At 49.5% G+C, this 14,797-nt stretch carries 13 protein-coding genes; 4 read left to right on the plus strand and 9 right to left on the minus strand.

All coding sequences use genetic code 11. From position 1 onward, the window contains the following. Positions 1-12 precede the first annotated feature (12 nt). Positions 13-2,340 carry an alpha-xylosidase gene (yicI, locus tag BLW29_RS11940; protein ID WP_090979712.1) on the plus strand — a complete coding sequence of 776 codons (2,328 nt, stop codon included), beginning with the start codon at positions 13-15 and terminating at the stop codon, positions 2,338-2,340. Positions 2,341-2,487: 147 nt separating this feature from the next. On the opposite strand, the gene BLW29_RS11945 is transcribed toward yicI, so the two are convergent. The 5 genes from BLW29_RS11945 to BLW29_RS11965 form a co-directional block, all read right to left on the minus strand. Beyond that, complete coding sequence (locus BLW29_RS11945; protein WP_090979714.1) at positions 2,488-3,318, minus strand: carbohydrate ABC transporter permease; 831 nt, start codon at positions 3,316-3,318, stop codon at positions 2,488-2,490. Continuing rightward, positions 3,315-4,202, minus strand: coding sequence for a carbohydrate ABC transporter permease (locus BLW29_RS11950; RefSeq protein WP_090980146.1), 888 nt, complete (start codon positions 4,200-4,202; stop codon positions 3,315-3,317). Before BLW29_RS11950 ends, BLW29_RS11945 begins: the two co-directional genes overlap by 4 nt. Before the next feature lie 95 nt (positions 4,203-4,297). After that, entirely contained in the window at positions 4,298-5,599 is a 1,302-nt protein-coding gene (locus tag BLW29_RS11955; protein ID WP_090979716.1) for an ABC transporter substrate-binding protein, read from the minus strand. A 159-nt stretch (positions 5,600-5,758) separates the two neighbouring features. Next, positions 5,759-7,375: a response regulator transcription factor gene (locus BLW29_RS11960; protein WP_090979718.1), complete on the minus strand. Its 1,617-nt coding sequence runs from the start codon at positions 7,373-7,375 to the stop codon at positions 5,759-5,761. Then, positions 7,353-9,152 (minus strand): sensor histidine kinase, encoded by a 1,800-nt coding sequence (locus tag BLW29_RS11965; protein ID WP_177186600.1) that lies wholly within the window; start codon positions 9,150-9,152, stop codon positions 7,353-7,355. Before BLW29_RS11965 ends, BLW29_RS11960 begins: the two co-directional genes overlap by 23 nt. 140 nt (positions 9,153-9,292) lie before the next feature. Here BLW29_RS11965 and BLW29_RS11970 point away from each other — a divergent pair, with 140 nt between their 5' ends. Both BLW29_RS11970 and BLW29_RS11975 read left to right on the plus strand, forming a co-directional pair. Beyond that, positions 9,293-9,631: a L,D-transpeptidase gene (locus BLW29_RS11970; protein ID WP_090979722.1), complete on the plus strand. Its 339-nt coding sequence runs from the start codon at positions 9,293-9,295 to the stop codon at positions 9,629-9,631. 94 nt (positions 9,632-9,725) lie between these two features. Further along, positions 9,726-10,730 carry an S-layer homology domain-containing protein gene (locus BLW29_RS11975; protein ID WP_090979724.1) on the plus strand — a complete coding sequence of 335 codons (1,005 nt, stop codon included), beginning with the start codon at positions 9,726-9,728 and terminating at the stop codon, positions 10,728-10,730. Positions 10,731-10,801: 71 nt separating this feature from the next. Here the strand turns inward: BLW29_RS11975 and BLW29_RS11980 are convergent, their stop codons facing one another. The 3 genes from BLW29_RS11980 to BLW29_RS11990 form a co-directional block, all read right to left on the minus strand. After that, entirely contained in the window at positions 10,802-11,635 is an 834-nt protein-coding gene (locus BLW29_RS11980) for an SPL family radical SAM protein (protein WP_090979725.1), read from the minus strand. A 12-nt stretch (positions 11,636-11,647) separates the two neighbouring features. Then, complete coding sequence (locus BLW29_RS11985) at positions 11,648-12,349, minus strand: uracil-DNA glycosylase (protein ID WP_090979727.1); 702 nt, start codon at positions 12,347-12,349, stop codon at positions 11,648-11,650. Between the two features lie 456 nt (positions 12,350-12,805). Then, a complete protein-coding gene (locus BLW29_RS11990; protein WP_143044393.1) occupies positions 12,806-13,126 on the minus strand; it encodes a hypothetical protein in 321 nt (106 codons plus the stop codon). Between the two features lie 374 nt (positions 13,127-13,500). On the opposite strand from BLW29_RS11990, the gene BLW29_RS11995 reads away from it, so the two are divergent. Next, a complete protein-coding gene (locus tag BLW29_RS11995; RefSeq protein WP_090979730.1) occupies positions 13,501-14,196 on the plus strand; it encodes a helix-turn-helix domain-containing protein in 696 nt (231 codons plus the stop codon). 29 nt (positions 14,197-14,225) lie between these two features. Here the strand turns inward: BLW29_RS11995 and BLW29_RS12000 are convergent, their stop codons facing one another. Continuing rightward, complete coding sequence (locus tag BLW29_RS12000) at positions 14,226-14,759, minus strand: NUDIX hydrolase (RefSeq protein WP_090979732.1); 534 nt, start codon at positions 14,757-14,759, stop codon at positions 14,226-14,228. Positions 14,760-14,797 lie beyond the last annotated feature (38 nt).

Raw genomic sequence — 14,797 nt, forward strand, 5'->3', positions numbered from 1 at the left:
ACTAAATCTAATATGAAATTCAGCGACGGATATTGGATGACGCGCGAAGGCTATCAAGTACTTACCCCTTACGAAGTGCATAACGTAGAGGTTTCAGGCAATAGCATCACTGTTTACGCCACACACAGCCATTTGGAGCACCGCGGCAATACGTTGAACGCGCCTCTTATGACAATGGAATTCTCTTCGCCGATGAAAGATATTATCCGCGCGAAGTTTTATCACCACAAAGGCGCTCGCCGCCTAGGTCCTTCTTCATTCCCGCTGCTCGAAGCCAGTCAAGCGCCTGTTGAGATCGAAGATTCGGCTGATGCCGTAACGCTCAAGAGCGGGGATGCCGCAGTTACAATTACCAAAGCGCATCCGCTTTCGATCACCTACACCTACAAAGGGAAGAAGCTCACGCGCAGCGGCTTCCGTTCGACCGGTTTTGTCAAAGCAGACAACGGCAAACATCATTTCCGCGAACAGCTTGACCTTGGCATCGGCGAGACGGTATACGGCCTCGGCGAACGCTTCACGCCATTCGTGAAGAATGGTCAAGTCGTCGATATCTGGAACCAGGACGGCGGCACGGCTACCGAGCAATCGTACAAAAACATTCCATTCTATGTGACGAACCGCGGCTATGGCGTATTCGTGAACCATCCCGAGCTCGTTTCCTATGAAGTGGCGTCGGAGAAAGTATCCAAGGCTCAATTCAGCGTTGCAGGCGAGTCGCTCGAATATTATGTCGTAGGCGGCGATACGCTTAAGGATGTTCTATCGAACTATACATCGCTCACCGGCAAGCCTGCGCTACCGCCTGCTTGGTCGTTCGGCTTATGGCTCACCACATCGTTCACAACGAATTACGATGAAGCGACAGTGACAAGCTTCGTCGACGGCATGGCTGAACGCGATCTTCCGCTTGCCGTATTCCACTTCGATTGCTTCTGGATGAAGGAATACGAGTGGTGCAACTTCGAGTGGGACGAGCGTGTATTCCCGGATCCGAAAGGCATGCTGGAGCGACTGAAAGCAAAAGGCCTTCATATCTGCGTTTGGATTAACAGCTATATCGCACAGCGCTCTCCTTTGTTTGACGAAGCGGCCGAGCACGGTTATCTGTTGAAACGGCCGGATGGCAGCGTATGGCAGACCGATATGTGGCAATATGGCATGGGTATCGTAGATTTCACGAATCCTGCCGCTTGCGACTGGTTCAAGAGTAAACTGGCTGTGCTGCTCGATATGGGCGTGGACAGCTTCAAAACCGATTTCGGCGAGCGTATCCCGACAGACGTCGTCTACTTCGACGGTTCCGATCCACAGCAAATGCATAACTACTATACACAGCTGTACAATAAAGTCGTCTTCGAACTGCTGGAAGAAAAACGCGGTAAAGGCGAAGCAGCATTGTTCGCTCGTTCCGCGACGGCCGGCGGTCAGCAATTCCCGGTACACTGGGGCGGCGACTGCGAAGCAACGTATGAATCGATGGCGGAGAGCCTTCGCGGCGGCCTATCTCTTGGCTTGTCCGGCTTTAGCTTCTGGAGCCATGATATCGGCGGCTTCGAGCAGAGCTCACCACCGGATCTATACAAACGCTGGGTCGCATTCGGCTTGCTCTCCAGTCACAGCCGTCTGCACGGCAGCACATCGTACCGCGTGCCTTGGCTGTATGATGAAGAAGCAGTCGATGTCCTTCGCCACTATACGAAGCTTAAACTGCGCTTGATGCCGTACCTGTTTGGTCAATCCGTGCAATCCGTTAAGATCGGCCTGCCGGTGATGCGCGCAATGGTGCTTGAATTTGGCGAAGATCCAACCTGCGATTACATTGACCGCCAGTATATGCTTGGCGATTCCATGCTCGTTGCCCCGATCTTCAATTCTGACGGTGAGTCCACGTTCTACTTGCCAAAAGGCACATGGACGCATTACTTGAGCGGCGAGCAAGTGGAAGGCGGCGTATGGCGTACAGAAACGTATGATTACTTCAGCATGCCGCTGTTTGTCCGCGAGAACTCGCTGATCGCAGTAGGCTCCGAAGACAGTCGCCCGGATTACGATTATGCGACTGGCGTTACGCTCTCGCTGTACGCGCTTCAAGATGGCGCAACGGCAACCTCTGTGGTGACAACCGTTACAGGTGAAACTGCATTTACAGCTGCAGCAAGCCGCAGCGGTTCCATCATTACGATCGATACAGCAGGCACATCCGAAGGCTGGAGTGTACTTCTCCATGGCGAACATGCCGTAGCTTCCGTACAAGGCGGACAAACCGACACGGCTGCAGAAGGCGCTCGCATTATTCCTTTAGCCGGAGCATCCAAATTGGTGATCGAGCTAGCTTAATTCTCCAATCAATACCAAACAAGCTGCTTCAAAAGTGCAACCTATGCCTTTTGAAGCAGCTTGTTCAATTCTAATTCACCTCTAACAAAAAGCCCGTCTCAACAAAAGTTGAGACGGGCTTCTTCCTGTTATCCTTCCGCTTCACCATTAACCTTTAACCGCTCCGGCAACCATCCCTTTGATGATATACTTCTGCAGGAACAAGAAGACTGCAATCGGTGGAATCGAGGTATATACGACAGCCGTTAATGCGTACTGCCACTCACTTTTATACTGACCAAAGAACTTATACGATGCCAATTGCAATGTCGCCTGCTTGCCATTGAGCATAAGCAGCGGCAGCAGGAAGTCATTCCAAATCCACATGACGTTCAGGATGATAACGGTGCTGATAACCGGAACCATGACCGGGAATACAATGCGAACGAACACGCCATACCGCGAAGCGCCATCGATAGCGCCGCTCTCTTCAAGCTCGATTGGCAGCGACTTCACGAACCCGTGGAACATGAATACCGCTAGCGGAGCGCCAAGGCCCCAGTAAATAATGCCCAAGCCACCAAGCGAATTGATAAGATGGAACGTCTTGGCGAGCTTCGTCAACGTAATCATGAAGGATTGGAACGGAATCATCATTGGCGATATCGCCAGGAAGAACAGAACCGTACTTAATCTCGATTTGGTCCGAGACAGCTTATATCCCGCCATGGAACCGAAAATAACAATCCCGGTAACACTTAGCAAAGTAAGTAAGAAGGTATTAACGAATAGCTTCGGATACCCCATAAGGCCCCATACGGCCTGATAGTTATCGAACATCAGCGTCTTCGGAAGCGCGAGGATGTTAGTCAGAACCTGCTCATAAGTCTTGAATGAGTTGAAGACTACAAGGAAGAGCGGATACAAGAACAACAGGGCCAAGATCGCGATGACAATCTCCAGAATGAAATTAAATCTCTTTTGACTGCGATGTGTCATGCCTCCACCTCCTTGCTTTTCGTAATGCGAACTTGAATGATTGTAATGAGCAGGATGAGCACAACGAACACCAGCGATTTAGCCGTTGCATAACCAAAGCGATTATTGACGAAGGCTTCGTTGTAAATATCAATCGTGATGCTATTCGTAGCGCCGCCCGGTCCACCGAAGGTTAACGTATAGATGATGTCAAATACTTTGAGCGAGTTCGCTAAGGACAGGAACAACGCGACCGTGATCGAAGGCATAAGCAGCGGCAGCGTTATCTTAAAGAAACGACTGATGCCCACGCAACCGTCAATGGATGCTGCCTCGAGCAAATCACCGGGAACGGACTGTAAGCCCGTAATGTAGATCATCATGTAGAATCCGACCGACTGCCAAATCCCTACGAACAAGATCGACCAGAACGCCAGATGCGCGTTCCCGAGCCAGCTCCATTGAAACACGTCCCAGCCCGTAGCCGAATACAAGACGTCGAAGCCTTTCGTGAAGATAAAGCGCCAGATGAAGCCGATAATAATCAAGCTGATGATGTAAGGCACGAAGAATGCTGTCCGATATAAGCCCCGCAATTTGAGCGCTTTCGTCAAGACTACCGCGAGCAAGATGGCTACGACATTCGTCAGCACAACGGCAAGCAACGTGTATTCTAGCGTGAAGACAAGCGCCTTCAGCGCGTTTGTGTCTGAAGTTAGAAGTTCTTTGAAGTTCTTCAATCCAATAAATTTAATATGTTTGCCTACGCCATTCCATTTGGTTAACGAGTAGTACATGGACATCATAAAAGGAATGATGGCCGAAATCAGAATGCATACCATGGCCGGTACGACGAATACGCCAAACTCAATTCTGCTTCCCCATTTGTTGCGTGTCTTCATCATCTCACTCCACCCGAATGCTGTAATGACAGCCATGGCCGGAAGGTTGCTTCCGGCCGGACTGCCTACTAGATGTTAAACTGCCGATTAAACGATTGTTATTCTGCAGCTTCCGCTAAAGTACGGTAGGTTTTGTTCATTTCTTCTTTGGCTTCGTCTACACTTGCACCGCCTGCAATGTACTTCTGCAGAATTTCGCCGGCTTTCTGTTCGAAACCATCCGGCCAGTAGCCTTTAACCCACGGGTACGTTACGCCGTCTTTAAGAATCGTTTGCGTTTCTTTGGACAGCTGCGCGTCTGGGAACGGAGCCGTTGCGATGGTAGAAATTTGTTTTGTCCCTACTGGAATGAAGGCTTTGCCTGCTTCGGAAGTCGTCATCCAATCCAGGAACTTCAGCACTTCTTTCAAGTTCTCGGAATCTTTGTTGACACGCCATACGATATTGGAGTCGACCATAAGTCCTGCTTTGGAACCGTCATCTCCGACCGGACCTGGCATAAAGCCCATATCGATGCTTGGGTTCAGCTTGCGAACGGAATCCTCAACCCATGTCCCTTGATGCATCATCGCTGCTTTGCCTTCTGCGAACAACGCAACCTGCGAGTTCAGATCGGTTTCGAGCGGCTTTGGATTGCCATATTTCGTAGTCAAATCGATTAGTTTGAAGACATTAGCGGCTGCCGGAATGTCAAACAGCTTCTTGTCGCCTGCACTCAATTCGTCAAACGTCTTCGCGTAGTCGCCGCCCATAGATGCAAGCACCTGCGTGAAGGTTTGCTCCAGTACCCACCACTCTTTGTAGCCGTTAGAGAATGGGATGATGCCTTTGGCTTGCAATTTCTTAGCTGCATCTTCGAGCTCTGCGAATGTTTTCGGCAGTTCCGTAATGCCTGCATCTGCAAAGAGCTTCTTGTTATAAACGAAAGAATGAGCCTGCAGGACGAGCGGGAAACCAAGCACTTTGTTATCGAGCGTAACGCCCGGAAGCGCAGTCGGCACGATGTTCTTCATGAACGGCTCGTTCGTCAAGTCATACACATAATCTTGATAGGTCTTGTTCTCGTTATAAGCACCCGTCATGAAGATATCTGGGATATCGCCTGAATTAATGCGGGATTTCAACAAGGTCGGATAGTCATCCTGATGAATCGTTGCCGTAATCGTAACGTTCGGATGTTCTTTCTTGTAATCGGCAGCCAGCTTATTGATCGCTTCCGTCATCTCCGGCGCGTACTGGAGAATGTTGATTTCTACCGGTTCCGTGCTGTTGCCGCTGTTTTCATTGGTACTCGTGTTGTTTCCTGTATCGTTACTGTTCGCATTGCTTCCGCATGCCGTTAATAGTGCTGGTACAAGCGCTGCGGTCGCTGCCAGTGTTACCCATCTTTTTGCTGCCATAATCGTAAGCCTCCCCTGGTTGTTTAACGCTTACAAACTAGTATTCTTATCTTGCTGCTCCCTTATTTTCGTCTGAATCGCCCCTGCGAACAATGTAAAAAACAAGCACCTTATGGGTAAAAAAATGACGAGTGGACAATTAATGTCCACTCGCTCTTATCATTCCATCTTCACCCTGAACTCTTGAGGAGTGAGACCGGTATATTTTTTGAACGCTTTGCTAAAATAATTCTGATCGCGAAAACCGACCCTTTCGCTGACCGTTTGAATTTTGAGCGATTTGTCGCTCAGCCATTCCTTCGCTTTGGCCATCCGAATGTGCAGCTGGTACTCATGAATGCCAATGCCGTATCTCTGCTTGTAGGTACGAGCCAGATGCTCCTTGCTCATATGAAACCGTTCCGCGAAGAACGAAACAGGCAGTTCCTCGTAATAATGCAGATCTATATACCCTTTAATTCGCTCCGGCACCGATGTTGAACCGCTTTCAGATCGGCGCGATTCCGCAAGCGCCGTAAAGAGCGGATGGAAATACGTCAGCACCGTGTCTTTGAAGATCGCATATTCGAATACTCTGCCTCGGAGCGAACGGTCAAATTGGCCCAATGCCATCGCGGATAAAGAATCGGAAGGGGAATCGGAAGGCGTATCAGCCTTGAGCTGAGCAATCAACATCTCCGCGAACATCCGCAATTCATCTTCCATCGCCAGCATGCCGCTCATGGTAACGACGCCGGAAGCTTCGATCTCTTCCAACCATTTGCGCAGCTCATGCATCGCTTGACGCTCGCTGCCCGATTCAATCGTTTGTTCGAATAAATTCGATCGATCCAAGATCGACGGACGCTCCCCCTCCGCTTCCTTCACTGTCGGCCGCAGATCGATCATATTTAGTGCCATCAACGAACGTAAAGCTGCGGCATACGATTCCCCGAGGTCCTCGATCTGGGCAAGATGTCCTTCAGAGGCGACAAGCTTAATCGTAAACAAGGCTGTCAGCTTATCGATCATTCCCCAAATCCCGATACTCTGATTCGTTCCTGCTTCCGATAAATTAACAACAGCCACGATTTCCATCGCGTCACGGGTGTTTTTGAAGCTGAACGACTTTCCGAAACGCCCGAGAAGCTCGTCTACCGCATTCGTTAATGCGTAATAGAACGTATGGGTATCGCCGTAGAACTTGCGTTCAATAACCTCCGCTGCATTCAGCAGCTTGAAAACAACGACTCGGCAGAGTGCCTTTCCCGCTTCTGTGCCCAGAACGGCTTCCAGTTCCCGGATATGATGAAAACGGCCGTTACCGTCGATGATCGATGAATAGATCTTCTCTTTGACAAGAGGTGCTGACAAATTGCGGTAGATCCGCGAGCTGCTGTCAACGAGCAGCTGCTCGCGACGCTTGTTAATCAATGAGATGGCACGCTCGATCACGTCATTAAGCTCCGCTTTGCGAATCGGCTTCAGCAAATAATCGATGGACCCGGCTTGCATCGCGCTGCGGGCATAAGCAAAATCATCAAAACCGCTGATGACAATGTAGCACGCATCCGGATGCGCGGTTCTGGCTTGCTCCAGAAACTCTTCTCCGCCCATCAGCGGCATTTTCATATCGACAAATACGATATCCGGCTTGTGATCGGCAAGCAGTCGAATCCCTTCCTGCCCGTTACCCGCTTCCGCGACAATTTCGATCCCATGGTTGTCCCATTCTCCAAGAGCCCGAATAGCAAGGCGGGCGGGCTGCTCGTCGTCAATGATGATAGCCTTGTACATACGGTCTCTCCTCCTTCAAAGGCAGTGTAACGATGACTTCCGTTCCAGCGCCGTGTTCGCTGGCAATAGTCAGTCCGAACTCCGGACCAAACAACAGCTTAATTCTCGCATTCACATTGTTAAGTCCAATACCTTCCCGATATTCGACTAAATGACGATCCAGGAAGGAACGAATCTCGGTCAAGCGAGCCTCGGATATGCCCGGGCCGTTATCGGTTACGGTTAAGATTAACAGACCTTCATGGGTCGTTGCTTTCACGACGACATCCATATCGCCGGTCATCTGCTCCAGTCCATGCTTGATCGTGTTCTCCACTAAGATCTGGACAACCATCTTCGGAATCCATGCTTCCTTGACGACGTCCTCCACCTCAACATGCAGCCGCAGTCTGGAGCCGAAGCGTGCTTGCTGAAGCAGCATATAGTTGCTGATGTGGGTTAACTCCTCTTTGACCCGTACCGTCTCTGCTTCTTTGATCGAATAACGCAGGGAAGACGCGAGCGCATCCACCATATCCTGAATGCGGTCCATCCCGCTGATGATCGCCTCGGTAGAAATCGCTTGAAGCGAATTGTATAGAAAATGAGGGTTGATTTGTGCCTCTAATGCAATCAGCCGCGCGTTGCGCTCATTCAATTGCATCTCGTACCGTTCGCCAATTAGATCATTGATTTTCACAATCATTTGGTTGTACTTGCGCGAGAGGTGGGCAATCTCATCGCTCCCCTTGATCTCGCCTTGCACCTCGAAAATCCCATCTCCGAGCATCACAATTTGCCGGGACAGCTGCATTAGCCGTCTCGTTATCGCGTTTGCCGCAATCATAATGACCGAAATAAGCAATACAACTGCTCCGGAACCGACAATGAGATTAATCCGGCGCGCATTTGCTGCATCCTCATTGAGCACGCTATATGGCGTCAACGTAACCAGCTTCCAGCCGTTGTGCGGGGATACATTATAAATCGCCAGATAGCGGGTATCACGGATCGTCCAGCTTCTCTGCTCCGTTTCAACTGCGTTTAACGGAATGCTTCGCACGAGCTGAACTGTAGCATCTGCCGCAAGATGAGGACCTTCTGCATAGAACAGTTCATTGGCTTCATTGAAAATACCGATGTATTCCCCGGATTCGCCGGTCATATCCTGCAGGATCCGTTTGATTTCTTTTAAATTATAAGTAATTGATATCGCCGCAAGCGGCTTCTTATCCGCAATATTAATCAGAATCCGATGAAACACGAGAAAGTTGCCGCCGTCCTTTTCGCTTACGCCATAACCTGACTCCATGCTCCTGAACTTATGACTTTGCGCCGCTTCCCTGTACCAGCGCTCTGCCTCAGGGGCATTCGTTGCCTCTTGGCGAAGGTTGATGAACGCTTTGGACATGGTGTATTGCAAGCCCGTCTTCGGTGTGTAGATGGACAGCGCTTCAATGTCGTCACTGGAGTAGTATAAGTTCTTCAGTTGATTCTGGATATAGAGCTGACTGCCGTATTCCTTGGAAATAATGGCATCCATGAACTGCGAATCTTTGCGCAGCGAGATCGAGAGCTCATCGATTCGGTCCAAATAACCGTCTAGATTCTGATTGACCAGCTTGAGGATTTTGCGATTACTCTCGATGAAATGGTCACGATTCATGCCCGCCGATTGCAGGTAGGACAAGTAAGAGAGCAGAATAACAATGCATGCTGCAATAGCTGAGAACAGCATAATGAGCTGGTTGCGAAGCTTGCTCGCGATAGTAACATGAAGCTTTTTCCATAAATTCACAATCACATGAAGTCCTCCAACGCAGAATAGTACCATTATAGCGCTTCGCTCAAAATATACAATTTAAGCCTAACTTCACCCGCGCTAGGGCTCCTCCTCATCTGCTGTCTCATATGCTGACGAAGAGGAGGTATTCAAGCATGCCCAATTACAGAATTATCGTCGATTTATCTGATCGCCACCTCTACCTGCTTGACGACAATATCGTCGTTCGAGGCTTCCCCGTTGGCATAGGCAAAATGCTCACGCGTACGCCGACCGGAGAGTTCACAATCATCAATAAACAGGAGAATCCCGGTGGTCCTTTCGGCGTGTTGTGGATGGGCTTATCTAAGCCGCATTACGGCATTCACGGCACCAATGACCCCGGCTCCATAGGAAGAGAAGTCTCCCATGGCTGCATCCGAATGTACAATAATGATGTGCTTGCGCTATCCGCACTTGTGCCGGTGAATACAAGGGTTACGATTCGGCCCTAATTCCGCATGTTCTGCACCTTCTGTTGCAACTTTATCGGGTGAAGGTGCGTCTACATAAACAAGACAATCCATCCATTAAGAGGTGAATCCACTCATGTTGAAACGGTTCGCACTGTTTACGATGATGCTGCTGCTATTCCTGTCAGCATCCCAATCGGTTTGGGCATTCTCGGATATCAAGAACGATCCCAATGAAGCGAAGATTACGGAGCTTCAGAAGATGGGCATTCTGTCCGGAAGCGGCACGACCGATGTGTTCCAGCCGAAGGGCAAGCTTACTTACGCTGCAGGCATTTCGATGATTGTGAAAGGGCTCGGACTCAATATCGACAACATCCGATTCATTAAGGAACCCAAAGTAACGGATAGTTTCCCGAAGATGAAGAACGATGCTTGGTATGCTAATTCTTTTATCATCGCATCATTGAACGGACTGGATATCCCAAGAGACACCGATCCTTCCGCTCTGATGACGAAAGAGCAATTTGCTCACCATCTGATGAAGGGCATCCTTCGTCAAGGCGACTTTGCTTTCATCGATTTGTATGTCATCTTGAAGGATGAAGCAGATGTCGAGCAGGCCTACATGGACAGCATTCAGAAGCTCCTGATTCTCAAGATTGCACAGCTGGACAAAGACCAGAAATTCTCGCCTAAAGCAGCGATTACGCGCAGCGAGGCAGCCGGTTGGTTGCATGGGGCCATCCAATTCGTCAAGAATACACCGCCTGTCCCGGCGATAGAAGAACCGGTGCCGTTCCCGCTCTACGATTTGCAGCTTTCCTCCAAGGCGGTTAACAGTGAGATCACTGAGGTGACCGTATCTGCTCAAGCGCCAAACCCCGGTTATGGGCTGCGTATCGCTTCGATTTCATTCGAAGGCGATCAAGCGAACATCCATGTCGAACCGATCTATCCGGATAAAGACAAATTTTACGCACAGGTGATTACAAATGTAAAAGCCGTCACCTATATCGCTTCCGGCTTCAAACCGGTGCTCGGTGATACGGGTGCATCCGTTGGCGGATCGACCGGCATTATTGGCGGTAACGGTACTTCTGCCAGCTCCCAAGCGCCGGATATGGCAGTTGGCCAATAATCGGCTTCGATGATTGTGAAACAGAACAGGAAAACCCCTCAAAGCAAAGATGCTTTGAGGGGTTTCTTGTGTTAGGGCAGAAATCCTTGTTGGCCAAAATATACGGTGCCATGCGGCATCAACTCGCTCAGCTGCTGCAGGAAGAGATCGGCTGTCTGCGGCGTATATAACGCTTCGTGGCCAAGCTCCTGATAGCGTTCAACCATCTTAAGCTGCGCTGTCCGTTTGCCCCCGCTGCCATCGCCCCGGAAGAAATCATCCACAACGACTCTCTCTACGCTGGCCGCGATGATTCCAGCAAATTTATCGCTGCATGGAAGCAGAGGCGATACCGCCGCCTGCACCGGAATGCCCGCTTCTCTCAGCTCACGGATTGCCCGCAACCTCGCGGCCAGAGGCGGCGCGTCCGGAGTCATCTTCTTGCGAATCGACTTTAGATCTGTCTCGACGGTCATGCTTATTCGTATTCGGTCACCGAGGGTTCTGAACAGATCGATATCTCTAATTACCAATGGACTTCGAGTCTGAACGAGCAGAAACTGCGGTGGCTCCTCGGCCATGATTTCGAGCAGCTTCCTTGTCACGCCTTCCTTGTATTCTGCCGGCTGATAGGGGTCGGTGGCGGATGACATAAATACGGTGACATTACCTTTGGCAAGCGCCTTGCGCCATTCCTTGCGGAAAGCATCCTCCTCGAACCGTTTCGGTTCAACCCACTCTCCCCATGGCTCACCGCGAAACATCGCAATCGGCATTCGCCTAACATAACAGTAGGAGCAGCCGAACGAACAGCCCACATAGGGATTGAGCGTATACGCGTAACCCGTCAAATAACCTGAGGCCGGATTGAGGAAGCGAACCGCCGCTTGCTTCTTCTTGCCAGGTTCGGATGCAGATGCAGTCATTTCGCTCCCCCTCTAGGTTAACGTTCCCTGCAGCTCGGCAAACATAGGGATGCGCCACTCGATTTCACTGACGCCAAGCTCCCGCAGATAATGATTCACGCGAGAGAAAGGACGACTGCCGAAGAAGCCGCGGCGTGCCGCAAACGGGCTCGGATGTGCCGAGGAGATGACAAAGTGGCGTTCCTGATTGATCGATGCCGCTTTCTCCTGTGCATGCTTTCCCCACAGCACAAATACGACAGGCTGTTCACGTTCGTTTAACTTGGCGATCACCGCATCTGTGAAGCGCTCCCACCCCATGCCTTGATGGGATGCCGGCGATCCTGCTTTTACCGTCAATACATTGTTAAGGAGCAGTACGCCTTGCTTAGCCCACGCCTCCAGAAATCCATGATCAGGGATTGGCAGGTCAAGGTCTGACTGCAATTCTTTATAAATGTTCTGCAAGGATGGCGGCGTCTTCACGCCGGGCAGCACCGAGAAGCTAAGTCCATGTGCCTGCCCAGGTCCGTGATACGGGTCCTGACCGATAATAACTACACGCGTATCCTGATACGAGGTGTAGTGGAGTGCATTGAATATCGCGCCTTGCTCCGGGTAAACCAGCTCCGTCTCATATTGCTTCGCTAACTGCGAATTCAAATCGCGAAAATACGGCTTCTCCAATTCCCCATTCAATATTTCAGCCCAATCGTTTCTAAGTTGCAACGTCATTTCGTCCCCCAATAATTGAAATAAAAAACTCCTTCGCCGTCATTCTGAGTGCAATCAGAAGTAGTGCAAAGGAGGTTGTCTGTTATGAATCGAATACGATTATTTTAACATACTGCATAGGCGAAATACAAAAAGTTCAGCGCCAGCTTTACAATAGAAAAAGGAGCCTTTGCAGGCTCCTCCTCGACGGTGATCGATCGTTGAATTCTTCCATTCTCACACTAAACTTCTTTGAGTAACTTGGGCACCGCTTAGTACTCACCGGCTTTACCCGGATCGTTATCAGCGCGTGTGTTCAGATCTGCTCTGCGACACAACCCCTCGCTTCCCTAACGTGAAGTGATTAAATAAATTCCTCCAGTAGCCCTAGCACCATAAGGTCCAACGGAACCACACCTCTCTTCACACCGTCAACAATTATGATGCTCCGAACGGACTCGCTTTATACAGCCTGTATTAAAAATGTTGAACCGCCGCGCGATTCACCAGCTCGACCTCATGATAAAATTGTTTGTTTTTATTCGATTGAAAGTAAAACCGGTGATCGGTGAAATCCACATAAAATACAGGGATTTTCGGCCTTCTCGAACGGCATTTCAACTCACTGATCATCGAGAAGGTGCTGTCCTTAGCTGTTCCGATAAAGTCGTAGCCGTAAGTGCTGGTTTCATGATGCGGCAAGTAAAATACAGACCCCTTCGATGGAACAAAATAGATCGATTCCTTCGTCACCGACAAGAAGCCGTAACCGGCATCTCCCCATGCCTCAACCGACATGATTGGCATTTCCTTGTATTCTTTGCGAATGAGCCGCTCACATCTCTGTCGCTTAAGGTTTTCCATGGTATTATAGAGAATTGGCAACACCACACACCACAAAGGGGTAAGCTTGATGTACAAGTGATTCCCCCAGAACAGCCATGTAACCAGCCCAACGAGGCAGAGCAGTAAAAATATAGAGAGCCTCAAAAAACTCCTGCAAGCATAACTAATTCTCACTGTTCATGACTCCTTTTATTATTTTTATAGCATTTCTCACAGATATAATAAATAATAACGAGATTTGAGAAGTCCGTCTGTTGACTTTACGTCACATTGCCGATACTCTCTTAATGTATATATGGGAAATAATAGGGGGTTAATAGTCGGCAATGGATATATGCCTGGAGTTTGGACAAAGAGTGAAAGAACTCCGAGCCAGAAGCGGAATGTCACAGGAACAGCTCGCATATCGATCTGGACTAGACCGTACGTACATAAGCGGAGTTGAACGGGGAGAACGTAATATTAGTCTTGTAAACATCCAGAAGATTACCGCTGCGCTTCAAGTCACCATGTCCTATATGTTCTCTGGAGAGCGGTTCTCTTTAACGCCTACCTACCTTCCCAGAGATTTCAAAGTCCCCTTTAAAGAGCGATTTCAATACCATCTGGATCCGGAGAAGAGAGTGCTGGCATTCTCGGTTAGCGGGTTATTCTCAGGCAAGCAGGACGTGGATTATGTATCTTCCGTCATCTTGGGGATTTGTTCCGCCTATGGGCAGAATGAGTTGAATATACTGGTCGATCATCGCGAGATGAAAGCCGCAGATGGCGAAGCCGTTGTCTATTCTCCTGAAATTGCGGAACTCGCTACCGTCTTCCAACAGGAGTTAACCAAATATAGCAATCGAGTGGTAGCCCTCTGTAATTCCGAGTTTATGGTCCAACAATTAAATCATGTAGCCCAGTCAAGCGGCATCTTCGATAAGGCAACGCATCTCTATGCGAAAGATAAAGAGATGATCGGAAGAGCCTTCTCGCTGCTGGATATTCACAGTAATGCACTCATCAAACCAGCTATATAAATAACCTCCATTGCGAGTACCTGATTGAATCAGATACCGCGATGGAGGTTTGTTTGTTTATTCAACCAGTGTACCGCCTCTTCAAGGATGATTCGATCTCGCAGCATCATGAACCGAGTTGAATAATCGCTAACGGGGCTGTTCATATATACGATTGCTTGATTGAGATGGACCCACTTCACTTGCATGCCGAGCTTGATTTCATTGTCTGACAGAGATGTAGCACCGGGCAAATCTACCACTTTCGCGATGTAGCTGAACGAGCGCTGGAAAAACCGATTCCTATTCTTATGTTCATCTATATAACCCAGCTCTTGAACAATGGATGCCGTGCAGCCCGTTTCTTCTCTTATCTCACGTATAAACGCTTCCTCGGCGTCCTCCCCCGCTTCGATCCCGCCGCCGGGTAGTTTATAAAGACCAAGCTTAGCCATATACATCATCGCGACTTGAAAGTGGTCATTCATAAGGACGCCTCTTGAAGCGTGCCTAGACACCAGCTCCAGCATCTCCGGCTCACCGCCATCAAAGTCACTGTCTGTAATTGTTCGCAGAAGTTGCAATTGTTTCACCTCGCTGAAGTTTAGGGATTACTTGAGAA

The organism is Paenibacillus sp. CF384 (assembly GCF_900106745.1).
GTDB lineage: Bacteria > Bacillota > Bacilli > Paenibacillales > Paenibacillaceae > Paenibacillus_Z.

Coding starts and splice junctions, on each gene's coding strand:
- BLW29_RS11960 (WP_090979718.1), bottom strand. CDS start 7,375: ATGTACAAGGCTATCATCATTGACGACGAGCAGCCCGCCCGCCTTGCT.
- BLW29_RS11990 (WP_143044393.1), bottom strand. CDS start 13,126: ATGTCGGTTGAGGCATGGGGAGATGCCGGTTACGGCTTCTTGTCGGTG.
- BLW29_RS11985 (WP_090979727.1), bottom strand. CDS start 12,349: ATGACGTTGCAACTTAGAAACGATTGGGCTGAAATATTGAATGGGGAA.
- BLW29_RS11980 (WP_090979725.1), bottom strand. CDS start 11,635: ATGACTGCATCTGCATCCGAACCTGGCAAGAAGAAGCAAGCGGCGGTT.
- BLW29_RS11970 (WP_090979722.1), top strand. CDS start 9,293: ATGCCCAATTACAGAATTATCGTCGATTTATCTGATCGCCACCTCTAC.
- yicI (WP_090979712.1), top strand. CDS start 13: ATGAAATTCAGCGACGGATATTGGATGACGCGCGAAGGCTATCAAGTA.
- BLW29_RS11945 (WP_090979714.1), bottom strand. CDS start 3,318: ATGACACATCGCAGTCAAAAGAGATTTAATTTCATTCTGGAGATTGTC.
- BLW29_RS11955 (WP_090979716.1), bottom strand. CDS start 5,599: ATGGCAGCAAAAAGATGGGTAACACTGGCAGCGACCGCAGCGCTTGTA.
- BLW29_RS11950 (WP_090980146.1), bottom strand. CDS start 4,202: ATGATGAAGACACGCAACAAATGGGGAAGCAGAATTGAGTTTGGCGTA.
- BLW29_RS11995 (WP_090979730.1), top strand. CDS start 13,501: ATGGATATATGCCTGGAGTTTGGACAAAGAGTGAAAGAACTCCGAGCC.
- BLW29_RS11975 (WP_090979724.1), top strand. CDS start 9,726: ATGTTGAAACGGTTCGCACTGTTTACGATGATGCTGCTGCTATTCCTG.